The organism is Lysinibacillus sp. KU-BSD001 (assembly GCF_042920265.1).
Lineage (GTDB): Bacteria > Bacillota > Bacilli > Bacillales_A > Planococcaceae > Lysinibacillus_B.
This window is the reverse complement of the sequence record NZ_JBDQZI010000003.1, coordinates 208,427-227,557: the sequence shown is the minus strand read 5'-3', so window position 1 is coordinate 227,557 and position 19,131 is coordinate 208,427. Positions and strand designations below refer to the sequence as shown.

Below are 19,131 nucleotides of genomic sequence, written 5' to 3'. Positions count from 1 at the left end.
ACTTTGTCTACATTTATTTTTAGGGTCAACTTAAAAACAGCAAAATGTGCAGACTGTCTTGAAAACGCTTGATAGGCAAGGCTGCCAGGATGAAAGCGTTTGTTTACTTTACAATCGCACTAATCGCTTTAAATGCATCGCCCTTTGCTACGACTTGCATCTCAAATAAAGCCATTTCAACACTCGTAATATTGGCACCAAGCTGTATCATTTTTTGGATACCGACTTCACGATTGCCAGCTGTTCGTGATGATACACAATCAGCTAATACTTCGACTTCATAACCATTTGCTAATAAACGGGCAGCTGTTTGATAAACACAAATATGTGTCTCAATTCCTGCTAACAGCACTTTCTTACGCCCTGTTGCTTCAAGCTTTTGTACAAACTCTTCATTGTCATAAGCACTAAATGTGATTTTTTCAATCGGTGTGCCATCTATTTCATTCGCAATTGCTTCCACGGTTGGACCAAGCCCTTTCGGATATTGTTCAAGCCATAAAATTGGCAAGTCAAGTACCTTTGCGCCTTTTACAACGCGCACAATATTATCAATAACGGCATCACTTTCATCTACAATTTGCGCAAGCTTCCCCTGAATATCAATCAGTACAAGTACCGTTTCATCTTTCGTTAACATCCCTACTCCCCCTTTACACGATTACTTTTCATTATAATGGGAGAGCATTGTATTTCCAACTTTTTCTTTCTCTAAATGAAGTCATGGCTTATTAGAGATTTTCATTAAACTGCCTTTAAAATGACTTCATATTCTTCTGCAGTTCTGACCTCTACTCTCAGAAATCCATTGCCGTACATGGTTTTTATTAAAAAAGGGACACCACTTGTATTTTGAAACGTAAAATCTAATACACCGTATGCAACTGTCGCATCTCTGCCTTTAGGTACATAGCCAATATCTAATGAATGGTGATGCCTTTCTACAATCGTCACTGGTATTTGGTCTACTGCATTAAATAATGTGGAAGATGTTTGACAAATACCACCACCAATCCCCATCACAATTTCCCCTTTAATTATTTCAGGGGCAGGTTGATAGCCTCTTTCCTTTGTTCTTGGTCCAACCATCGTATTAAAGGAAAAATAGTCCCCACCGCCAACAATGACATTGTGAATCGCTTCAGCTGATAGTTCAATATTTTTATTTCTTCCACTTTGACCTGGTTTAAAGTAGGTTGTATAGGAAGCAACGAGTGTATCATTTAATTGATACGCATCTTCAACCAAGTAACTACTCTCCGTCACTAAAAGGGGCAAATAAATATCTCCACCAATTGACGAGACTTCCATTATTCTCTCGATTAACTCACTTTCCTTTAACACAATCTTTGGCTGTCCTTTAATAATTTGCCCATTGTCATCAAATTTATCTAACACCATTTTTTGATCATACCCCACGGTCGTCTCTGTTCCCCTTGCCAACTCCATCACAAGCTGTTCCACTTTTTTTATATATTGTGCGATGTCCATTTCATAACCTAATTTAAGTGGTGTTAATGTTTGTATCACTTTTGATGTGTTAGGATCAATAAGATTAATCGTCGGCAGCTCTAGCGGCTTTGTTTCTTCTTCTTGCTCATTCGTATAGGTCACTTGTTGTTGTAAGTCTTCCACCTGATTTTCAAGTGCCATCACTTGCTGTTCAAAATTATCTTCTTCCGTTGAATTTTCATGGCACCCCATTAGCCCCATCACCAAAACAAACAAAAAAATAACCCTTTTTTTCATATCATTTACCTCTAGCCTTATAAATTTTCTATGATGAACAATTAATACATCGTATTCGATAGTTGATAGTTGTGTGTGTTAACTATTATTTTGTGAATCCAAAAAATTATCATGCGAAAATGAATAAAAAAACATCAGCTTGCTTCAAAATAAAGCAAGCTGATGTCCCATATTTACAAATATCCATGCTTTTTATGCAGCCTGTATAGTGCATTGACTACTAATACACACAAAATAACAACACGCGTGTTGATTTACCTCTTATTGCTAAAGAGAACATTAGAATATGTTGATTTCCGCTACGGCTGACTCGCTTTCCGCAGGCACGGCTTCAACTAATTTATTTCGGCTAATGCCGAAATAAATGGATTTTCAGCTCGGGGCAACATGATGTTGCTCACAAAGGCGTTGCCACAGGACGTGGTGACTTTAGCCTTTGATCTTTCTCCTGCAGGAGTCGAGTCGCCTCCGCTACAATCAACGAGCAAGCGCATTTTTATTAATCATTTCACTAAAAAACACGCTCATAATACACCATTATTTGTATAATCAACACACCTGAAATAACAAGACTCCCTCCAAGAGCACATTCACACTTTGAACAAAAGATTAATTTACTTTAAATAAACGTACTTCTTCTAGTAAATCTTCAACGATGGATTCAAGTGCTTCTGCTGTTGCTGAAATTTCCTCCATCGAGCATAATTGTTCCTCTGCTGCTACCGATACGGTTTCAAGCTGTGATTTCGATTCAGTTGAAATACGTTCAACTACTTGCATATCTGAAACAACTTGCTCACTATTGGCAGCAATTTTTTGTGCACGTATTTGGACTGCTTCAAGCTGATCGGTAATTTCCTCGATAAATGATTTCACTTCTAAAAAGTTTGTCTCTGTTTGTGCAAACATTTCTAAACCTTTTTTAACCTCATTTAAGCTTGTATTCATCGATTCAACCGATTTGGAAGATTCACGTTGAATGGATGTAATAATTTCTTTTACTTGAATGGAGGAATTGTTTGTTTGCTCAGCTAATTTACGCACTTCATCCGCTACAACTGCAAAGCCTTTCCCTGCTTCACCAGCACGAGCAGCTTCAATCGCCGCATTTAATGCTAATAAATTTGTTTGATCTGAAATCGATGTAATTACATTGACAATCTCGTTAATTTCATTTGCATAGTTATTAACTGTCTCAATATCACTAGATAACGCATTAAACGTTCCTTCAATAGTAGCCATTTGATTTTGAGTGGAAATGACAATATCATGACCAATATCCGCTGTTTTTTCAGCTTGCTGTGCCTTTAATGTCACCTGTGTTGTATTTTCAGAAATCTCATGAATATCATCCGATACATTTTTTAGCGACTCAAAGCTTTGGCTTAGTTTCATTGTTTGATTTGCTAAACCTTCCTGTACATCGTTCATCGCTGCTGAAATTTGTTCTGTTGCACGACTACTTTCCATTAAAGTTGCTGTTAACTCTTCAGAAGATGATGAAATAACAGCTGATTTATTATGAATATGTGAAATAATCGAAGATAGCATGTCCCCCATTTTTTGGAATGATTTACTCAGTACACCGATTTCATCACGCTTATTGATCGATAACTTTGTTCGCAAATCACCCGAGCTCATTACAGCTGCTGCATCTGTAATTTCTTTTAATGGCTTTGTAATGGAACGAATAATGACTATGATGAAAACACCTAAAATCGCAAGCGCTACTATAACAACAAATGCTGTTGTTTTTAAAATTGGACTTGTCGCTTCTGTAATTTCGCTCTTAAACATCGTTCCGCCAATTTTCCAACCTGTTAATGCATTCGTATGTACAAACATTTGTTTATCCGTGCCTTCAAACTCATAATCAAATGTATCGTCATTCGTTGTCACCGTTTTTTCCGCCCAAGGTTCTTCAGCAACATCTGTACCGCCCTCAATCGTTGGGTGGGCAATCATGACCTTCCCCTCTGTCATTAAAAACGGATAACCAGTCTCACCAACTTTAATCGTACTAATAAGTGTATATAATTCATCCATTCCTAGATTCGCTGCAAATACACCACTTCCATCTGCTAACTGCTTGGAAATCGTTACAACCCAATCTCCTGTAGAAGCAGATTGGTGTGGGTCTGACACAATCACTTGACCAGGATTCGCTTCTGCATTTTGATACCAGGGACGTGTACGCGGATCAAAATCTGGATTATTCATTAAGCCTAAGTCTGGATGTTGAATCATATCCCCATCCACTGTTCCAATAAAAGATGAAACAATCCCTTCACTTGTTTCAAAATATTGTGCTAAATCGGTTAAAATCGGGGTCCAATCCTCTGCTTGCCAAGCCGCCTGATTCATGCGTCCAGCAAAATAATCGACATCATTAACAATCGGTTCCACATGCTTATAAATGAAAGCATCTACTGTGGATACACTTTGAAATGCACTCGCTTGAATTTGGCTTTCAATTTCTGATTTCGCTGAATTATACGATGTCAATGCAATTAACAAAGTAGGAATTAATAAAGCAATTAACAATGCAAAACCGAGCTTCATATTAATTGATGTTTTTCTACGCTTTTTCTTCGATTGATCCATTAGCTACGTTTAACCAGGTGTTTAGTATCCTAATTAAACATTTCACCTCGCTCTACTTTGAAATGAATAAATTACTAGTATCCCTCTCTATTTCTTTAACCATAATTGCTTATAGCGAGAACACGAGACTTCTACAGGAAAAGCGAGTGCCAAAGCGAAAAGCAACGATTATTGAAATAGTAATATCCGTTTGTGAATCCACTCACTATAAGTGAAATATTTCAATATTATTATAATTCTTTTTCCTTATATTTACAATGAGTATTCCATATTAAACTAGTACATTGTGCATTCATTCGGAGCCATGTATAGTGGTACAAGTAAGGAGGAGTTTGTATGTTGCGTTTAAGCTGGCTGATTAGTATAGGCATTTCATTGCTCGGTGTAATGGTTATTGAGCATTTTTTCACGTTAAAGGCAGATGATATTAGTACAACTAGTGGTAATTTAGGAGCTGTCGGTATTACACTCGTTATCCCATTTATTGTACTTAGTTTATTGACAACATTTCGATATTTCACAGAACTTTCCCGTCACGCACATGATCGGATTTTACGAAACTGCTTTATTATTGGCGGGATTGCACTGTTGATTGCGTTTACTTATTTCGCTATCGATTATAAAAATGATATTTATACCTCACTTGGGGGGACAGAAAAAGAAAGTCATTCTTCCATTTACGGCTTCCCAAAGCTGAATGAATATACGAATAAAATCTATCTTAATTTTTATACATTTGCTGCGATTCATACATTAACAGCTATCATAGGTGGGCTATATGGCATATTCAAACGAGTAAAACAAGTTGAAGATAGCGAGCATTAATATTCGTTTTACATACTAAAAAGGCGAGCATATAGCCCGCCTTTTACACATGTACTGTTTTTGAACTGTTTCTCGCGAAAATCATCGTCATCAACACAATTGCTGAAAATGAAATAAGCAATACACCTGTGACGATAAAATTCCCCGTAATTGTAAATGGTAATACACCTAAACCCGATGAGCCTACTACGACTCCGAGTGAAAAGAAGGCATAGAAATAACCGTATGCTTTCCCGCGCATCTCAGGTGCTGTTGCATGTACGAGTAATGTATTAATCGCTGGGAATAAAAATGCAAAGCCACAGCCGTATAAAGCAAGTCCACCGTAAAGTGTGCCTTGCGTTGATAATTGACCAATTAAAATTTGGCTTCCGCCCATACATAAAAGCCCAAATACTAAACTATACACAGGGGAGATTTTATCAAATAAACGATTCGTTGGTAACACAAAAATAAGTACCGCCACGATCCCAAACATGCTCATCAGTGTCCCACTTAAGCGAGAACTATAGCCTAAACTCTCCACATGTAATGGCAATAAATACGCAAGTGCCCCTTGTGAGAACATCAGGAGAAATGCACCTGCATATGCCTGTACAACGCCTTTATTAAAATGGAAGGACTCTTTTGTTTTTTGCACCTTCTTTGTAGAGGTGGACATTTTTAAGAACATAAACGTCAACACCGCTAAAACAACACCGGCAATCGCTACTGTTGTAAACACAAATGGTACCGAAGTTCGGCTTGCCATAATCCCGCTATATGCCGGTCCGATAATGGCTGCAATGCCGACAAACGAACCTGTAATGGCGCTTTGACTGCCTTGCTTTTCTTCCTTCGTCATATTCGCTAGTAATGTAAAAGCTGCTGGTACAATTAATCCCCCTAAAAATCCATGAATTACACGTACTAAAATAAGTGTTGTCGAATTATCGACTAGATTATATAAGGCTAATGAAAAACTTGTTGTCAGTAAACCAACCACTAGCAGACGAAACGCACCGTACCGATCCGTAAATATCCCCGATAAAATATTCCCAAATGTATTTGTAAGTGAATACATACCGACGACAAAGCCCGCTACCATCGCACTTGCGCCAACTGATGTCGCAAAGGTACTCATGACTGGTAGCTGTGTGAATAAATCAATAAACGTAAAGAACACAATGAGATACACAAGCCATGACTTACGAAACGGCTTGAGTGTATATAGGTTTTGTCTTTTTTTTACATAAAAATCAAATAGAAAATTTCCTGTTGGAATAAATGCTACAACGAGCGCTAGGAGCGACCATCCTATATTCCATTGAACGCGTAATTGCGCATAAGCAATTGCTATAACATATGCTATAAAAATGCCACCATGTAATGCGCCTGTAATCGTCACAGCGAGCGGAAAATCCGCGAAATATTTTAATGGCATCGCAATACATAATAGAACTAAAAGCGAAATTCCATCTAAAATGCCTGTTATACGTAATAGTTTAATTGGATGAAATGTCAAAACGATGCCTCCCTTCATATAAATAAGACTCACAGTTTAATTGTATAGGAGGGAAAACGCCCTCGTCTATAAATAGAACAAGAAAAAGCGACAATTGTGTCGCTTTTTCGTCATTTATTTCATATTTTTTAGATGTTGCACTGTTTGATCAATCGATTCACTTTCACAAATGGTAGAAATAACGGCTACACCATCTGCGCCTGCCTGAAGGGGCTCCCAAGCATTTTGTTCCGTAATACCACCAATCGCAACTGTCCATAAATGTGGATACGTTTCTGTCACTTGTCGTAAAAAATGGGTTCCTGCAGGTGTTTTGGCATCATCTTTTGATTTTGTTGCAAAGATCGGCCCAATACCGACATATGTTGCACCATTTGCTAGTGCTACTTCTAGCTCTTCCATCGTATGCACCGATACACCAAAAATCATATCGCCTATCCGTTCTTTCACTGTCATTACTGCTTCATCTTCCTGACCTACGTGTACACCATCTGCTTGTAGTTTCAATGCTAGTTCCACGTCGTCATTCACGATAAATGGGACATTGTATTGTTGACACAGCGCTTGACAATCCTTCGCAAATTGTTCGTATGCCTCACCTGTCAATGCCCCGTCACCCTTTTCACGAAACTGAAACATCGTCACACCTGCTTGTAATGCTTCTTCTAATACACGTAAAGGTTGTTTATGCTTTGCATTTTGTGTCCCCATAATAAAGTACACACTTAGTTGTTCACGCTTCAATGACTCTCACCTCGACTTGCCCCTGTTGCTGTTTATACGCAAAATGATTCGTCGGTCCATGTCCGTGACCAATATTCAGTGGATTTTGAATTGCTAGTTGGACAAATTTCTTTGCTTCGATAATGGCTGTTTTCATGTCATATCCCTGCCCTAAAAAGGCGGTTAGTGCCGCTGAAAATGTACAACCTGTTCCATGTGTCTGATTCGTTTGAATACGTTCACTTTGTATAGCAAATGATGACCCATCTGCAAAATAAATCGTATCAACCGCAGTGTCACCCGCTAAATGGCCACCTTTCATGACAACACATTGCACACCGTAGCCAAATATGACTTGTGCCGCTTTTTCGATATCCTCCGACGTTGTAATCGTCACACCACTTAACACTTCGGCTTCTGGAATATTCGGTGTCACGACAGTTGCGAGTGGCAATAACGTTGTTTTCATCGCTTCAATGGCCGCTTGTTGTAAAAGTGTTGCACCACCTTTAGCAATCATGACTGGATCAATGACAAGTTGTACATCCTTTTCACGTAATACTTCGGCAACGGACGTTATAATTTCAGCTGAAAATAACATACCCGTTTTAATCGCTTTCACTGGCATATCACGAAAAACCGCCAGTATTTGTTGTACTACAAAATCTGAATCTACAGGTGAAATGCCTTCTACACCTAGCGTATTTTGCGCGGTAAGTGCGGTAATAGCCGTCGTACCAAAAACGCCTAATTCCTGAAACGTTTTTAAATCTGCCTGAATGCCTGCCCCGCCACCTGAATCTGAGCCGGCAATGGTCATAACAATATTCATGATTTAGCCTCCATTGATAATTGTTCGAGTGCGTTCAATATTTCAACTTGCACTGTACCAATCCCGTATTGGCAAGCTTGTGCAGCTACTTGTTGGTAATCAGCTGCTAACGCTTGTAACTGCTGTAGACGATTCCCTTCCAATGAACAAGCTGCTGCTGTTAATGCACTGAGTAAACATCCTGTTGCTGTAACGTTTGTAATTTTTTCGTGTCCACCTGTCACTTCGACTACATGCACCCCATCTGTTAAAACGTCTGTATAGCCTGTCACAAAAATAATCGTATTGTACGCTTTGGCCATTAAACGAGCAACTTCGATAACATCCATTTCTCCTTCGCCGCTATCAACACCTCTTGTTTCCCAGTGCACGCCAGCAAGTGCCGCTAGTTCACCTACATTACAACGAATACAAGCCACTTTTACATCTTCTAAAATCTTTTCTACAACACGGCGGCGGTAATCTGATGCGCCCACACCAACTGGATCTAATACAACAGGAATTCCCTTGTCGTTTGCTGCCTTCCCCGCTGCTAACATCGCTTGAAACGAAGCATCATGTACTGTCCCAATATTAAGGAGTACCGCATTAGCGATGCCAACTAATTGCTCTGCATCTTGCAACGCCTCAGACATAAGCGGCGAAGCTCCTACTGCTAATAAACCATTCGCTGTAAAATTAGCTGCTACTGTATTTGTCATACATAATACAAGTGGCTGTTTAACACGAATCTGTTGTAAACTCATATTGTTTAATCTCACTTTCATATTAGGTTTTTTATCACATTAACATTCACCGATACTTTCCACTAAATTAACGCGAGTGAAAAAGAAAAAACGATATCAGGACAGAGCCTGACATCGCTTGAAAGTCGGTTTCTATCCACATTCCTACGCAAGTACTAACTTACAGGTTCAAAGAGTCAGTGCAGTTGTGTGCACAATCTCAGCCGACTACCTCGGCCCCTCCTGTGGGTACTATTCATCTGTCTTCATGATAATATATTCATTTAAGAATAACAACCTCATTTGAGTGATGTTTCCCCATCTACACGAAACAGTCAATTGAAAAGGCATGCCCTGTAAAAGAGCATGCCTGAAATACACGTACTGGTCTTAGCGTACTTCTGCACCTGCTGTAGCTAATGCTTTTAGTACTTTGTTATGTGCTGCTACTACTTCTTCATCTGTTAACGTACGTTCTGGGTCGAAATAAGTTAAAGAGAAAGCAACTGATTTTTTGCCTGCTGCCATTTTCTCCCCTTCGTAAACGTCGAACACTTTCACATCTTTTAACAGTTTTGTGCCCGCACCTTTAATAATAGCTACGATTTCACCAGCTGGCATTGTACGGTCAAGCTCTAATGCAATATCACGTGTCATCGCTGGGAAACGTGGAACAGGTGTGTACACTAATTCTTCTGTTGCGGCACTTAAAATAGCGAGTAAGTTTAGTTCCGCTACATATGTTTCTTTGACACCTGCTTTTTTCTGTTCTGCTGGGTGTAACTGACCGATTAAACCGATTACTTCTCCATCAAGTAGCACATGTGCTGTACGTCCTGGATGTAAGCCATCAATAGTAGTTTTTACGTAAGAAATGCGATCTGTTAAGCCAAGCTTTGTCACTACTGCTTCAACGATTCCTTTCGCCACAAAGAAATCAACATTTTTCTTTTCACCTTGCCATGCATGATCCGTCCATTTACCTGTTAAAACAAGCGCTAAATGTTCTTCTTCAAGTGGTAATTCATCCGCTGTTTGACCAAGGAATACAGAACCGATTTCATATAATGCAACCGAATCAATTTGACGTGCCACATTGTATGCAGCTGCTTCCACTAAGTGTGGGATTAAGCTTTGGCGTAATGTAGAACGCTCTTCTGAAATTGGCATTAATAACTTTGTTGTTTCTTCTGCTTTTAACGCAAATTTTTGTGACGCTTCCGCAGAAGTAAGGGAATATGTCACCGCTTGGTATAAACCAGCACCTTCCATTACACTACGCACAATACGACGTTTTCCTTGATATGCTGTTAAACCGCCTACCACATCAGATGCTGGTAATGTAATTGGAATTTCATCGTACCCATACATACGTGCGATTTCTTCTACGATATCTTCTTCAATTTTAATATCTCCGCGACGTGTTGGTACGTCAATAATAAGCATGCCATTTGCCGCTTCTACATCGAATTTTAGACGATGTAAAATCGATAGCATATCTTCCAGCGAAATCTTCATCCCAAGACGCGCATTCACGAAGTCAGGTGATACAACAACGCGAGCTGGTGTTTTATCTAATTCATCTACAAGTACTGTTCCTTCTAACACTTCACCGCCTGCAAGTTCTGCAAGTAACTGTGCTGCGCGTTCAGCAGCAGGAAGTACACGGTTTGTATCTACGCCTTTTTCAAAACGAGCAGATGAATCAGAACGTAAACCTAGATCTTTTGATGTACGACGAACAGAAGAACCTGCGAAGTAAGCTGACTCAATGACAACCGTTGTTGTTGATTCTGATACTTCTGAGTTTGCTCCACCCATTACACCAGCTACCGCAACTGGCTCTTTGCCATTTGTAATGACATAGTTATGTGCTGCTAATGTGCGCTCTTGGTCATCTAACGTTGTCACTTTTTCGCCTTCTGTTGCATGACGTGTCACGATTTCTCCTGTTGCTAGCTTGTCGTAATCGAATGCATGCAGTGGTTGACCATACTCCATTAAAATATAGTTCGTAATGTCTACTACGTTATTGTGTGGACGCACGCCAGATGCCATTAAATAATGTTGTAACCAAAGTGGTGACTCTGCTACTTTTACATTGTTCACTACTTTTGCTGCGTATAGTGGGTTCACTGCTGTGTCTTCTACACGTAGTTTTAATTTATCTGTCGCTTTTTCAGTTGATGTTGTGTAGCTAATTTCAGGAAGCTTTACCTCTTGTGAAAGAATGGCTGCTACTTCATACGCCACACCAAGCATCGATAACGCATCTGAACGGTTTGGTGTTAAACCAAGCTCTAAAACTGTATCGCGTAACCCTAAAAGTTCTAACGCATCTGATCCTGGCACTGCATCTGCTGGTAACACATAAATTCCTTCCGCATACGCTTTTGGGACAAGGCGACCTTCAACACCTAGCTCTTGTAATGAACAAATCATCCCGTTCGATTCTTGACCGCGAAGTTTTGCTTTTTTAATTTTGATGCCACCTGGTAAATGCGCACCTGGGCGCGCAACAATTACTTTTTGACCTGCCTCTACATTTGGTGCACCACATACGATTTGTTGATATTCTGCTTCCCCAACATCGACTTGACACACATTTAATTTATCTGCCTCAGGATGCTTTTCTTTTGATACGACATGACCTACTACGACATTTGTCATGCCAGCAGAGCAATCGATGACAGCATCTACCTCAATACCTGAACGCGTAATTTTTTCTGCTAATTCTTGTGGCGCAATGCCTGCTATATCTACATATTGTGCTAACCATTTTAATGATACTAACATAAATAATCCTCCTTACCCTTCACTGCGGTGGAATTGTGATAAGAAGCGTACGTCATTCGTATAGAAGTGACGGATATCATCCACCCCGTATTTTAACATCGCGATACGTTCAGCACCGATACCGAACGCAAAGCCTGATACTTTTTTCGAGTCATAACCAGCCATTTCAAGCACGTTAGGATGTACCATACCCGCACCTAAAATTTCAATCCAGCCTGTTTGCTTACATACGTTACAGCCTGCACCGCCGCACTTATGACAAGATACATCTACTTCCACTGATGGCTCAGTGAACGGGAAGAATGATGGACGTAGGCGAATTTCACGCTCCGCACCGAACATTTTCTTTGCTAGTGCATCAAGCGTTCCTTTTAGATCACTCATGCGAATGTTTTCGCCAATAACAAGCCCTTCGATTTGCATGAATTGATGAGAGTGTGTTGCGTCATCTGTATCACGACGGAATACTTTACCTGGACAAATAACGCGAATTGGCTCCCCTTTTTTCGCTTCCATCGTACGTGCCTGTACTGGTGATGTATGTGTACGTAGTAAGATTTCTTCTGAAATGTAGAATGAATCCTGCATATCACGCGCTGGGTGACCTTTAGGTAAATTCATCGCTTCAAAGTTGTAATAGTCCTTTTCTACTTCTGGACCTTCTACGATTTCATAGCCCATTCCAACGAATAAGTCTTCAATTTCTTCAATTACACGTGTTAATGGGTGACGATTTCCAGATTTAATCGTAGCACCTGGTAATGTGACATCGATTGATTCCTTTTCCAATTGCTCTTGAATCGCTTGCTCTTCTAGTAAGGTTGCCTTCGCCTCTAATTGGGCTGTTACATGTTCACGTACTGTATTCACAAGTGCACCCATTTTTGGGCGCTCTTCCGCAGATAATTTCCCCATCCCTTTTAGTAGGTCTGTGATTGGTCCTTTTTTCCCTAAATATGCAACACGAACATCATTTAATTCTTTTACATTCGATGACGCTTCAATTTTCGCCAGAGCTTCTTGCTCAAGCTGTTTTAATTGTTGTTCCATGTATAAAAACCTCCTTGTAGTTTGTTTCATTTTGGTGGTGTTATTTGATCAGCCAAACGCGATTTTATAGCAAAATAAAAAATCCCCGCCCCTAAAAAAGGGACGAGGAATCAGTCGCGGTACCACCCTAGTTATTGCATTAAAAGCAATCACTCAATTCAAATAACGGCTTGTCACCGGCACAGCTTTTCTGCTGTGCTGCTCGCGAGGTGAACTTCATCGTGTCATCATGCTGGTAGCTTCCAGTCTACGGCTACCATTCCCTAGTCCATGTGTTTCACAACTACTCTTCTCGGTCGTTGCATTTCCATTTATACGTATACAATAGTACAAGATTATGCAAGTTACTTCAAGTTATTTCACAAAAGCGTACAATAAAATCCCCGTTGCCACCGCAACATTCAGTGATTCTGCCCCACCTAAAATGGGGATAATAACATTTTGATCTGTTTTCGCCAGTAATTGAGGGCTAATGCCACTCCCTTCATTACCAACGATTAATGCAAAGCTATTTGTTACTTCAATATCACGATAGGAAATTGCTTCTTCTAAAGACGTGCCGAATACGTTCACACCATCATCTTGTAGTCGGTCCACCCATTCATCTAAATCCCCGCGTACAACAGGAATATGGAAGTGCGACCCTTGTGCTGAGCGCATCACTTTTGGATTGTATGCATCCGCACAGCCCTTCCCTAAGATGACCGCATCAATTCCAGCGGCATCCGCCGTACGAATCATTGTCCCGATATTTCCTGGATCTTGCACTGCATCGACAAGTAGCACTTTACGCCAAGCCGCCATTTCGATTTCACTTGGTTCCTTTACTTTACAATGCGCAAATACACCTTGTGATTTTTCCGTTTCCGCAATTTCCTTTGCAACAGCTTCATTTACGTGTACGATTTGTACATCGTCAGTTGCCCAAAGTAATGGTAAATCTACTCCATCTCGCACAATCAATTGCATAATTTGTTCTTTATTTTTCAATGCTTCCTCTACTAAATGGAAGCCTTCAATGAGAAATTCCCCTGATTTTTCACGTTCCTTACGTAATGTAACAAGCTTTTTCCAGTGCTTCACAAGTGCATTTTGTGTCGATTCAATTCGTTTCATCGTATCCGTCCTTTAATCTAGTTTCAACCACGCATTATAACATAAAAAGCAGAAATTCCCTACCATAAGAACACTCACTATTTTCCATCCAGTTTTGTCCACGTATATTTTATTTTGTCTGTGAAATACTAGCAGGGAGAAAGGAGTGTTAATATGAGTTTTCAAATTCGAGAAGCTATCACAACCAATGTGACAGGAGATTCAGCTGCGGTGTTTAATGACACGATTAATGATGCAATTGCCCGCGGTGAAGAGCACTTACTACCTGGATTAGGTGTATTTTTAGAAGCTTGGTGGAAAGATGCATCTGAAAACGAACGAAATGCTTTCACATCCAAACTCGAAAAGCATTTCGTCTCGTAAAACTATAACTTTGATAACACGCGCGCACATGTAGCAATATCATTTATCGTTGTCTGTGCACCAAATGAAATACGGAAAAATTGGCGCGCTTCTTGGTATGATTTGCCCATTGCTAAAATGGCTTTCGTTCCAGAGGCGCTATTTATATCACAAGCACTGCCTGTTGAAATATATATATGTTGTTCATTCAATTTCAACATAACGAACTGCCCTTCTACCCCTTTCATACAAATACCACAAATATTCGGTAATTGTTGTGTCCAAATCCCTTCTATCACTTGAAATCTTTCATGATGTATTGATTTTAACAGCTTTTCGCGAAGTTGCCATTGATACTGTAAATCATATTGATAATCTTCTATAGCAACGGCCATTGCGACAATACTCGGTGTATCGAGTGTTCCGCCCCGAAGGCCACGTTCATGTGTTACCCCTGGAAAAACAGGCACTACCCGTACAAAAGGATTTACATAAATAGCGCCGCAACCTTTAGGTCCACCAATTTTATGTGCTGAAATCGTGATCGCATCTACTTCCTTTGCAAAGCTAGCCACATCTAGCTTACAAAATGACTGTACACAATCAACGTGATATGAAATACCAAATGATTTTGCGAGTTTAGCAATCTCTTCTACAGGTTGAATCGTCCCAATCTCCGAATTAACATGTTGAATGGAAATGAGCGTTGTATCGGGACGAATCGCCGCTTCAAGGAATGCCAAATCTACTACACCATGTTCAGTAAACGGTACGCGTGTAATTTCAAATCCTTCACGTTCTAATGTGTTCATCGCTGCATGGACAGATGTATGCTCAGCCATTGACGTAATAATATGACGTCCCCGCTTTTCCGAGCGAGCAAGTGACAAGATCGCTAAAATATTCCCTTCCGTACCACTTCCTGTAAAAATAATCCCATCAGAATGAACACCTAATTTTTGCGCAATGACCTTTCTTGCCCATGCTACCGCACTTGCTGCTTGTCCACCTGCATCGTGTAAACTAGATGGATTTCCGTACATATGACTAGCCACTTCACTATAGGCAACAGCGGCTCGTTTATTCATCGGTGAAGATGCTGCATAATCCAAATATGTCATAGGTTTCCCCTCACTTTAATCATAATAATAAATACTTGTTTATTTCATTATTTTATGTAAAGATATGTGTCAAGACAACTGTAAAGAAGGTATGAATATGAATATTCAAACGGACATCATTATACTTGGTGGTGGCATTGCAGCATTACAAGCTGCTCGCAAATTAAGCACTCGTTTTGAAGTCCATATTATTACGAAATCGGATATAACGATGAGTAGTTCATATAAAGCACAAGGCGGCATTGCAGCCGTCGTTGCTGACCATGATAGCACGATGCTACATGTGCAAGACACGCTTGTAGCTGGCGAATTTCATCACCATGAAGACAATGTGAAAGTGCTTGTTGAAAAAGGAGCCACAGTTGTTAAAACACTTCTGCAAAGTGAATTTCCTGCTGACCGTACGTCAGATGGCAACATTTCACTCGGTCTCGAAGGTGCACATAGTAGATCTCGTATTATTCATGCTGGCGGTGATGCTACTGGAAAAAATATGATATACTACTATTTAAATAGTTTACCTAAAAAAATACATTTACACACTCATGAATTCGCCTATGAACTCATTTTAAATAGCGCACAGGAATGTTGCGGTGTCCGTGTGAAAACAGCTCAGGGTGAAAAAACATATTTCGCCTCTTATATTATTTTGGCAACAGGCGGCGCTGGTGCACTATACGAATGTACATCCAATTGTGCTAATAGCTACGGTGACGGCATCGCACTAGCCTATTTAGCTGGCGCAGCTATCACCGACATGGAATTTGTCCAGTTCCATCCGAGTTTACTTTATGTAAACGGTGCACGGGGTCTCGTCTCAGAAGCGGTCAGAGGAGCTGGTGGACGATTTGTAGATGAACACGGACAGGCCATCATGGACGGGAAACACCCACTTGGTGATTTAGCTCCTCGTCATATCACAGCATACGAAATGTACAAAATGCGCGCTCAAGAAAAGCCTGTCTATATTGACATCACAAATATCGAGCATTTTGAACAAAACTTCCCTACCATTACAAAGCTTTGTCATGATAATGGCGTCAATTTAGCACACGGGAAAATCCCAGTTGCTCCAGGTAGTCACTTTTTAATGGGCGGTGTGATTGCCAATACCGTTGGTGAAACAACCATTCCGCGCTTACTTGCAGTTGGTGAAGTAGCTTGTACAGGGGTGCATGGTGCAAACCGACTGGCAAGCAACTCCTTACTAGAAGGAATGGCCTTTGGGGAACTAATGGCAGAAAATCTATTAAAATATGGCACGGCACAGTCAAACTTCGTGCTAGCACAACCCCAGCCAAAAAATTCTCTTCCATCGCTTATGAGAAAGGAAGATTTACAGCGGGAGATGCTTGCTAATGTAGGGATTGTCCGTTCACAAAAAGGGCTAGAAACATTACTAAAGAAACTGCCAGCCCTGCACGTACAACCTAATGTAATGAATAAGTCACGTGAAGAAATAGAGTTACTCTTTATGCATATAACGGCAGCCTTGATTACAAACGCAGCCTTAACGCGAACAGAATCAAGAGGTGCACATATTCGCGTGGAAATGGAACGTAAAGATCAACGCTGGGAAAAACAGTGGATTGTTTTCCAGCAAGGAACAATGAATGTGAGGAATCGTTTATATGAACACAATCAAGCTAAAACATATGCTCCAGCAATTTTTTAATGAAGATATCGGAGACGGTGACTTATCCAGTGAAACGATTTTCACCCCTTCCGAACAAGGTTCATTTACCTTTTACGCAAAACAATCAGGGATTTTTTGCGGCAAACAGGTGATTAAAATCGGGTTTCCATTACTAGATAATAGCTTACAAGTTCACGTATTCAAAGAAGACGGGGAATGGATTGAAGAAGGAGAACAAATTGCTGTTATTGAAGGTTCACTTCGTAGCTTGCTGACAGGTGAACGTGTCATCTTAAATTTAATTCAACGTATGAGTGGCATTGCGACACAGGCATATGAGGCAGTCCAACTAACGAAAGATACAAATGCACACGTCTGTGATACACGTAAAACAATTCCAGGACTTCGCATGTTAGATAAATATGCTGTGCGGGCAGGCGGGGCCTTTAATCACCGTAGCGGGCTGTATGATGCCATCATGTTAAAAGATAATCATATTGCATTTGCTGGTAGCATTACACAAGCGGTTGCATCTGCACGCTCAAAAATCGGGCATACCGTAAAAATTGAAGTCGAAATCGAAACAAAAGAGCAATTAATCGAAGCAGTAAATGCGGGTGCGGACATTATTATGTTCGACAATCGTACACCAGAGGAAATTCGCGAATGGTTAGCACTTGTCCCGGCTCATATCGCAACAGAAGCTTCAGGGGGAATTACACTTGAAAACCTACGTAGCTATGCCGAATCTGGCATTCAATGGATTTCACTCGGTGCATTAACTCATTCTGTCCAAGCGTTTGACATCAGTGCATTAGTTCAACCGAAAGGAGTCGTAACAAATGGTACTCACTAAATTTATGGATCGCTCGATGCTACCAGAAAAATACAAATCAATGACCCATGAAGAAATGGAAGCACGCATTCGGGAAATTAAGCAGAAGCTGGGAGACGAATTATTTATTCCAGGGCACCACTATCAACGTGATGAAGTGATTCAATTCGCCGATACAACAGGTGACTCGTTACAACTTGCACAAGTTGCAGCAGCGAATAAAAAAGCAAAGCATATCGTCTTCTGTGGTGTACACTTTATGGCAGAAACAGCGGATATGTTAACAGACGAACATCAGGTTGTCTATTTGCCAGATATGCGCGCAGGTTGCTCAATGGCCGATATGGCGAACATTTATCAAACCGAAGAGGCTTGGGTCGAACTACAAAAACTATTTGGCGATACAATCATCCCGTTAACATATGTCAACTCAACAGCAGCGATTAAAGCTTTTACAGGGCGTAATGGTGGCGCTTGCGTAACAAGCTCCAACGCAAAGTCAATGGTGAAGTGGGCCTTTACACAAAAACAACGCCTATTATTCTTACCTGACCAACATCTAGGTCGTAATACAGCATTCGACTTAGGCGTACCGCTTGAACAGATGGCTGTTTGGGATCCGATTAAAGGACAGCTTGAATACGACGGGCATTTAGAGGATGTAAAGGTTATTTTATGGAAAGGTCATTGCTCAGTACATGAAGGCTTTACTATCTACAATATCCGTGAAGTACGAAAAAAATATCCGAATATGACAATCATCGTGCATCCAGAATGCTCACGTGAAGTCGTGGCCCTATCTGATGATAATGGCTCTACAAAATATATTTGTGATGTAATCGACAATGCACCTGCTCATTCAAGCTGGGCAATTGGCACAGAAATGAACTTAGTAAAACGTCTCATTGCAAAATACCCAGACAAACATATTATTTCGCTCAATGAAAATATGTGTCCATGTTTGACGATGAATCGTATCGATTTACCACACCTTTTATGGGCGCTTGAAACGATCGAAAATGGTGAACAAGGTAACATCATTCAAGTCGATTCTGAAACGACAAAAGAAGCACTCCTATCGCTAGAACGTATGCTAGCACGTGCATAAAACCGTACTAACATTAGTAGGGGGCTGTCCTAAAAGTAACAGCCCCCTACTATTTTTATACTTGATTATTTCTAGTAAATAACATATCTTCATATAAAGTTCATATTTCCTGCTAGTATTTTTATCAAGCTATGTTATATTATAGGGGAATAAGCTAAATTAGTC

At 40.3% G+C, this 19,131-nt stretch carries 16 protein-coding genes, 1 riboswitch and 1 other annotated feature; of the genes, 5 read left to right on the top strand and 11 right to left on the bottom strand.

The window, feature by feature from the left end; genetic code table 11:
* Nucleotides 1-103 precede the first annotated feature (103 nt).
* The 3 genes from AAGS61_RS06445 to AAGS61_RS06435 form a co-directional block, all read right to left on the bottom strand.
* Complete coding sequence (locus tag AAGS61_RS06445; RefSeq protein ID WP_391368970.1) at nt 104-640, bottom strand: hydrolase; 537 nt, start codon at nt 638-640, stop codon at nt 104-106.
* A 104-nt stretch (nt 641-744) separates the two neighbouring features.
* The gene (locus tag AAGS61_RS06440; protein ID WP_391368967.1) at nt 745-1,749 is read right to left on the bottom strand and encodes a VanW family protein; all 1,005 of its coding nucleotides are present in this window, start codon (nt 1,747-1,749) and stop codon (nt 745-747) included.
* A gap of 609 nt (nt 1,750-2,358) precedes the next feature.
* On the bottom strand, nt 2,359-4,353 hold the full coding sequence (locus tag AAGS61_RS06435) for a methyl-accepting chemotaxis protein (protein WP_391368964.1): 1,995 nt from the start codon (nt 4,351-4,353) through the stop codon (nt 2,359-2,361).
* A 336-nt stretch (nt 4,354-4,689) separates the two neighbouring features.
* Between AAGS61_RS06435 and AAGS61_RS06430 the strand changes: the two genes are divergently transcribed.
* Entirely contained in the window at nt 4,690-5,178 is a 489-nt protein-coding gene (locus AAGS61_RS06430; RefSeq protein WP_391368962.1) for a nucleoside-diphosphate sugar epimerase, read from the top strand.
* 43 nt (nt 5,179-5,221) lie between these two features.
* Here AAGS61_RS06430 and AAGS61_RS06425 read toward each other — a convergent pair whose 3' ends face one another.
* The 7 genes from AAGS61_RS06425 to AAGS61_RS06395 form a co-directional block, all read right to left on the bottom strand.
* Nucleotides 5,222-6,682 carry an MFS transporter gene (locus AAGS61_RS06425; RefSeq protein ID WP_391368959.1) on the bottom strand — a complete coding sequence of 487 codons (1,461 nt, stop codon included), beginning with the start codon at nt 6,680-6,682 and terminating at the stop codon, nt 5,222-5,224.
* Between the two features lie 114 nt (nt 6,683-6,796).
* On the bottom strand, nt 6,797-7,426 hold the full coding sequence (thiE, locus tag AAGS61_RS06420; protein WP_391368957.1) for a thiamine phosphate synthase: 630 nt from the start codon (nt 7,424-7,426) through the stop codon (nt 6,797-6,799).
* On the bottom strand, nt 7,416-8,237 hold the full coding sequence (gene thiD, locus AAGS61_RS06415; RefSeq protein WP_391368954.1) for a bifunctional hydroxymethylpyrimidine kinase/phosphomethylpyrimidine kinase: 822 nt from the start codon (nt 8,235-8,237) through the stop codon (nt 7,416-7,418). The genes thiE and thiD overlap by 11 nt, the downstream gene beginning before the upstream one ends.
* Nucleotides 8,234-8,983 carry a hydroxyethylthiazole kinase gene (thiM, locus tag AAGS61_RS06410; RefSeq protein WP_391368951.1) on the bottom strand — a complete coding sequence of 250 codons (750 nt, stop codon included), beginning with the start codon at nt 8,981-8,983 and terminating at the stop codon, nt 8,234-8,236. Before thiM ends, thiD begins: the two co-directional genes overlap by 4 nt.
* A 124-nt stretch (nt 8,984-9,107) precedes the next feature.
* A riboswitch (TPP riboswitch) is annotated at nt 9,108-9,216 on the bottom strand.
* A gap of 136 nt (nt 9,217-9,352) precedes the next feature.
* Nucleotides 9,353-11,758 carry a phenylalanine--tRNA ligase subunit beta gene (gene pheT / locus AAGS61_RS06405; protein WP_391368949.1) on the bottom strand — a complete coding sequence of 802 codons (2,406 nt, stop codon included), beginning with the start codon at nt 11,756-11,758 and terminating at the stop codon, nt 9,353-9,355.
* Between the two features lie 12 nt (nt 11,759-11,770).
* Nucleotides 11,771-12,808 carry a phenylalanine--tRNA ligase subunit alpha gene (gene pheS / locus AAGS61_RS06400; protein ID WP_391368946.1) on the bottom strand — a complete coding sequence of 346 codons (1,038 nt, stop codon included), beginning with the start codon at nt 12,806-12,808 and terminating at the stop codon, nt 11,771-11,773.
* 95 nt (nt 12,809-12,903) lie between these two features.
* Nucleotides 12,904-13,117 (bottom strand) — a binding site (T-box leader).
* Nucleotides 13,118-13,162: 45 nt separating this feature from the next.
* Entirely contained in the window at nt 13,163-13,924 is a 762-nt protein-coding gene (locus AAGS61_RS06395; RefSeq protein WP_391368943.1) for a TrmH family RNA methyltransferase, read from the bottom strand.
* A 153-nt stretch (nt 13,925-14,077) separates the two neighbouring features.
* Here AAGS61_RS06395 and sspI point away from each other — a divergent pair, with 153 nt between their 5' ends.
* Complete coding sequence (gene sspI, locus AAGS61_RS06390; RefSeq protein WP_391368940.1) at nt 14,078-14,287, top strand: small acid-soluble spore protein SspI; 210 nt, start codon at nt 14,078-14,080, stop codon at nt 14,285-14,287.
* Between the two features lie 2 nt (nt 14,288-14,289).
* Here the strand turns inward: sspI and AAGS61_RS06385 are convergent, their stop codons facing one another.
* Nucleotides 14,290-15,387, bottom strand: a complete 1,098-nt coding sequence (locus AAGS61_RS06385) for a cysteine desulfurase family protein (RefSeq protein WP_391368937.1) — start codon at nt 15,385-15,387, stop codon at nt 14,290-14,292.
* A gap of 97 nt (nt 15,388-15,484) precedes the next feature.
* On the opposite strand from AAGS61_RS06385, the gene nadB reads away from it, so the two are divergent.
* From nadB to nadA, 3 genes are read left to right on the top strand one after another with little or no spacing between them, the layout of a single operon-like run.
* Nucleotides 15,485-17,062, top strand: a complete 1,578-nt coding sequence (nadB, locus tag AAGS61_RS06380; RefSeq protein ID WP_391368934.1) for an L-aspartate oxidase — start codon at nt 15,485-15,487, stop codon at nt 17,060-17,062.
* On the top strand, nt 17,019-17,879 hold the full coding sequence (gene nadC, locus AAGS61_RS06375) for a carboxylating nicotinate-nucleotide diphosphorylase (protein ID WP_391368931.1): 861 nt from the start codon (nt 17,019-17,021) through the stop codon (nt 17,877-17,879). Before nadB ends, nadC begins: the two co-directional genes overlap by 44 nt.
* Nucleotides 17,866-18,966, top strand: a complete 1,101-nt coding sequence (gene nadA, locus AAGS61_RS06370; protein WP_391368928.1) for a quinolinate synthase NadA — start codon at nt 17,866-17,868, stop codon at nt 18,964-18,966. Before nadC ends, nadA begins: the two co-directional genes overlap by 14 nt.
* Nucleotides 18,967-19,131 lie beyond the last annotated feature (165 nt).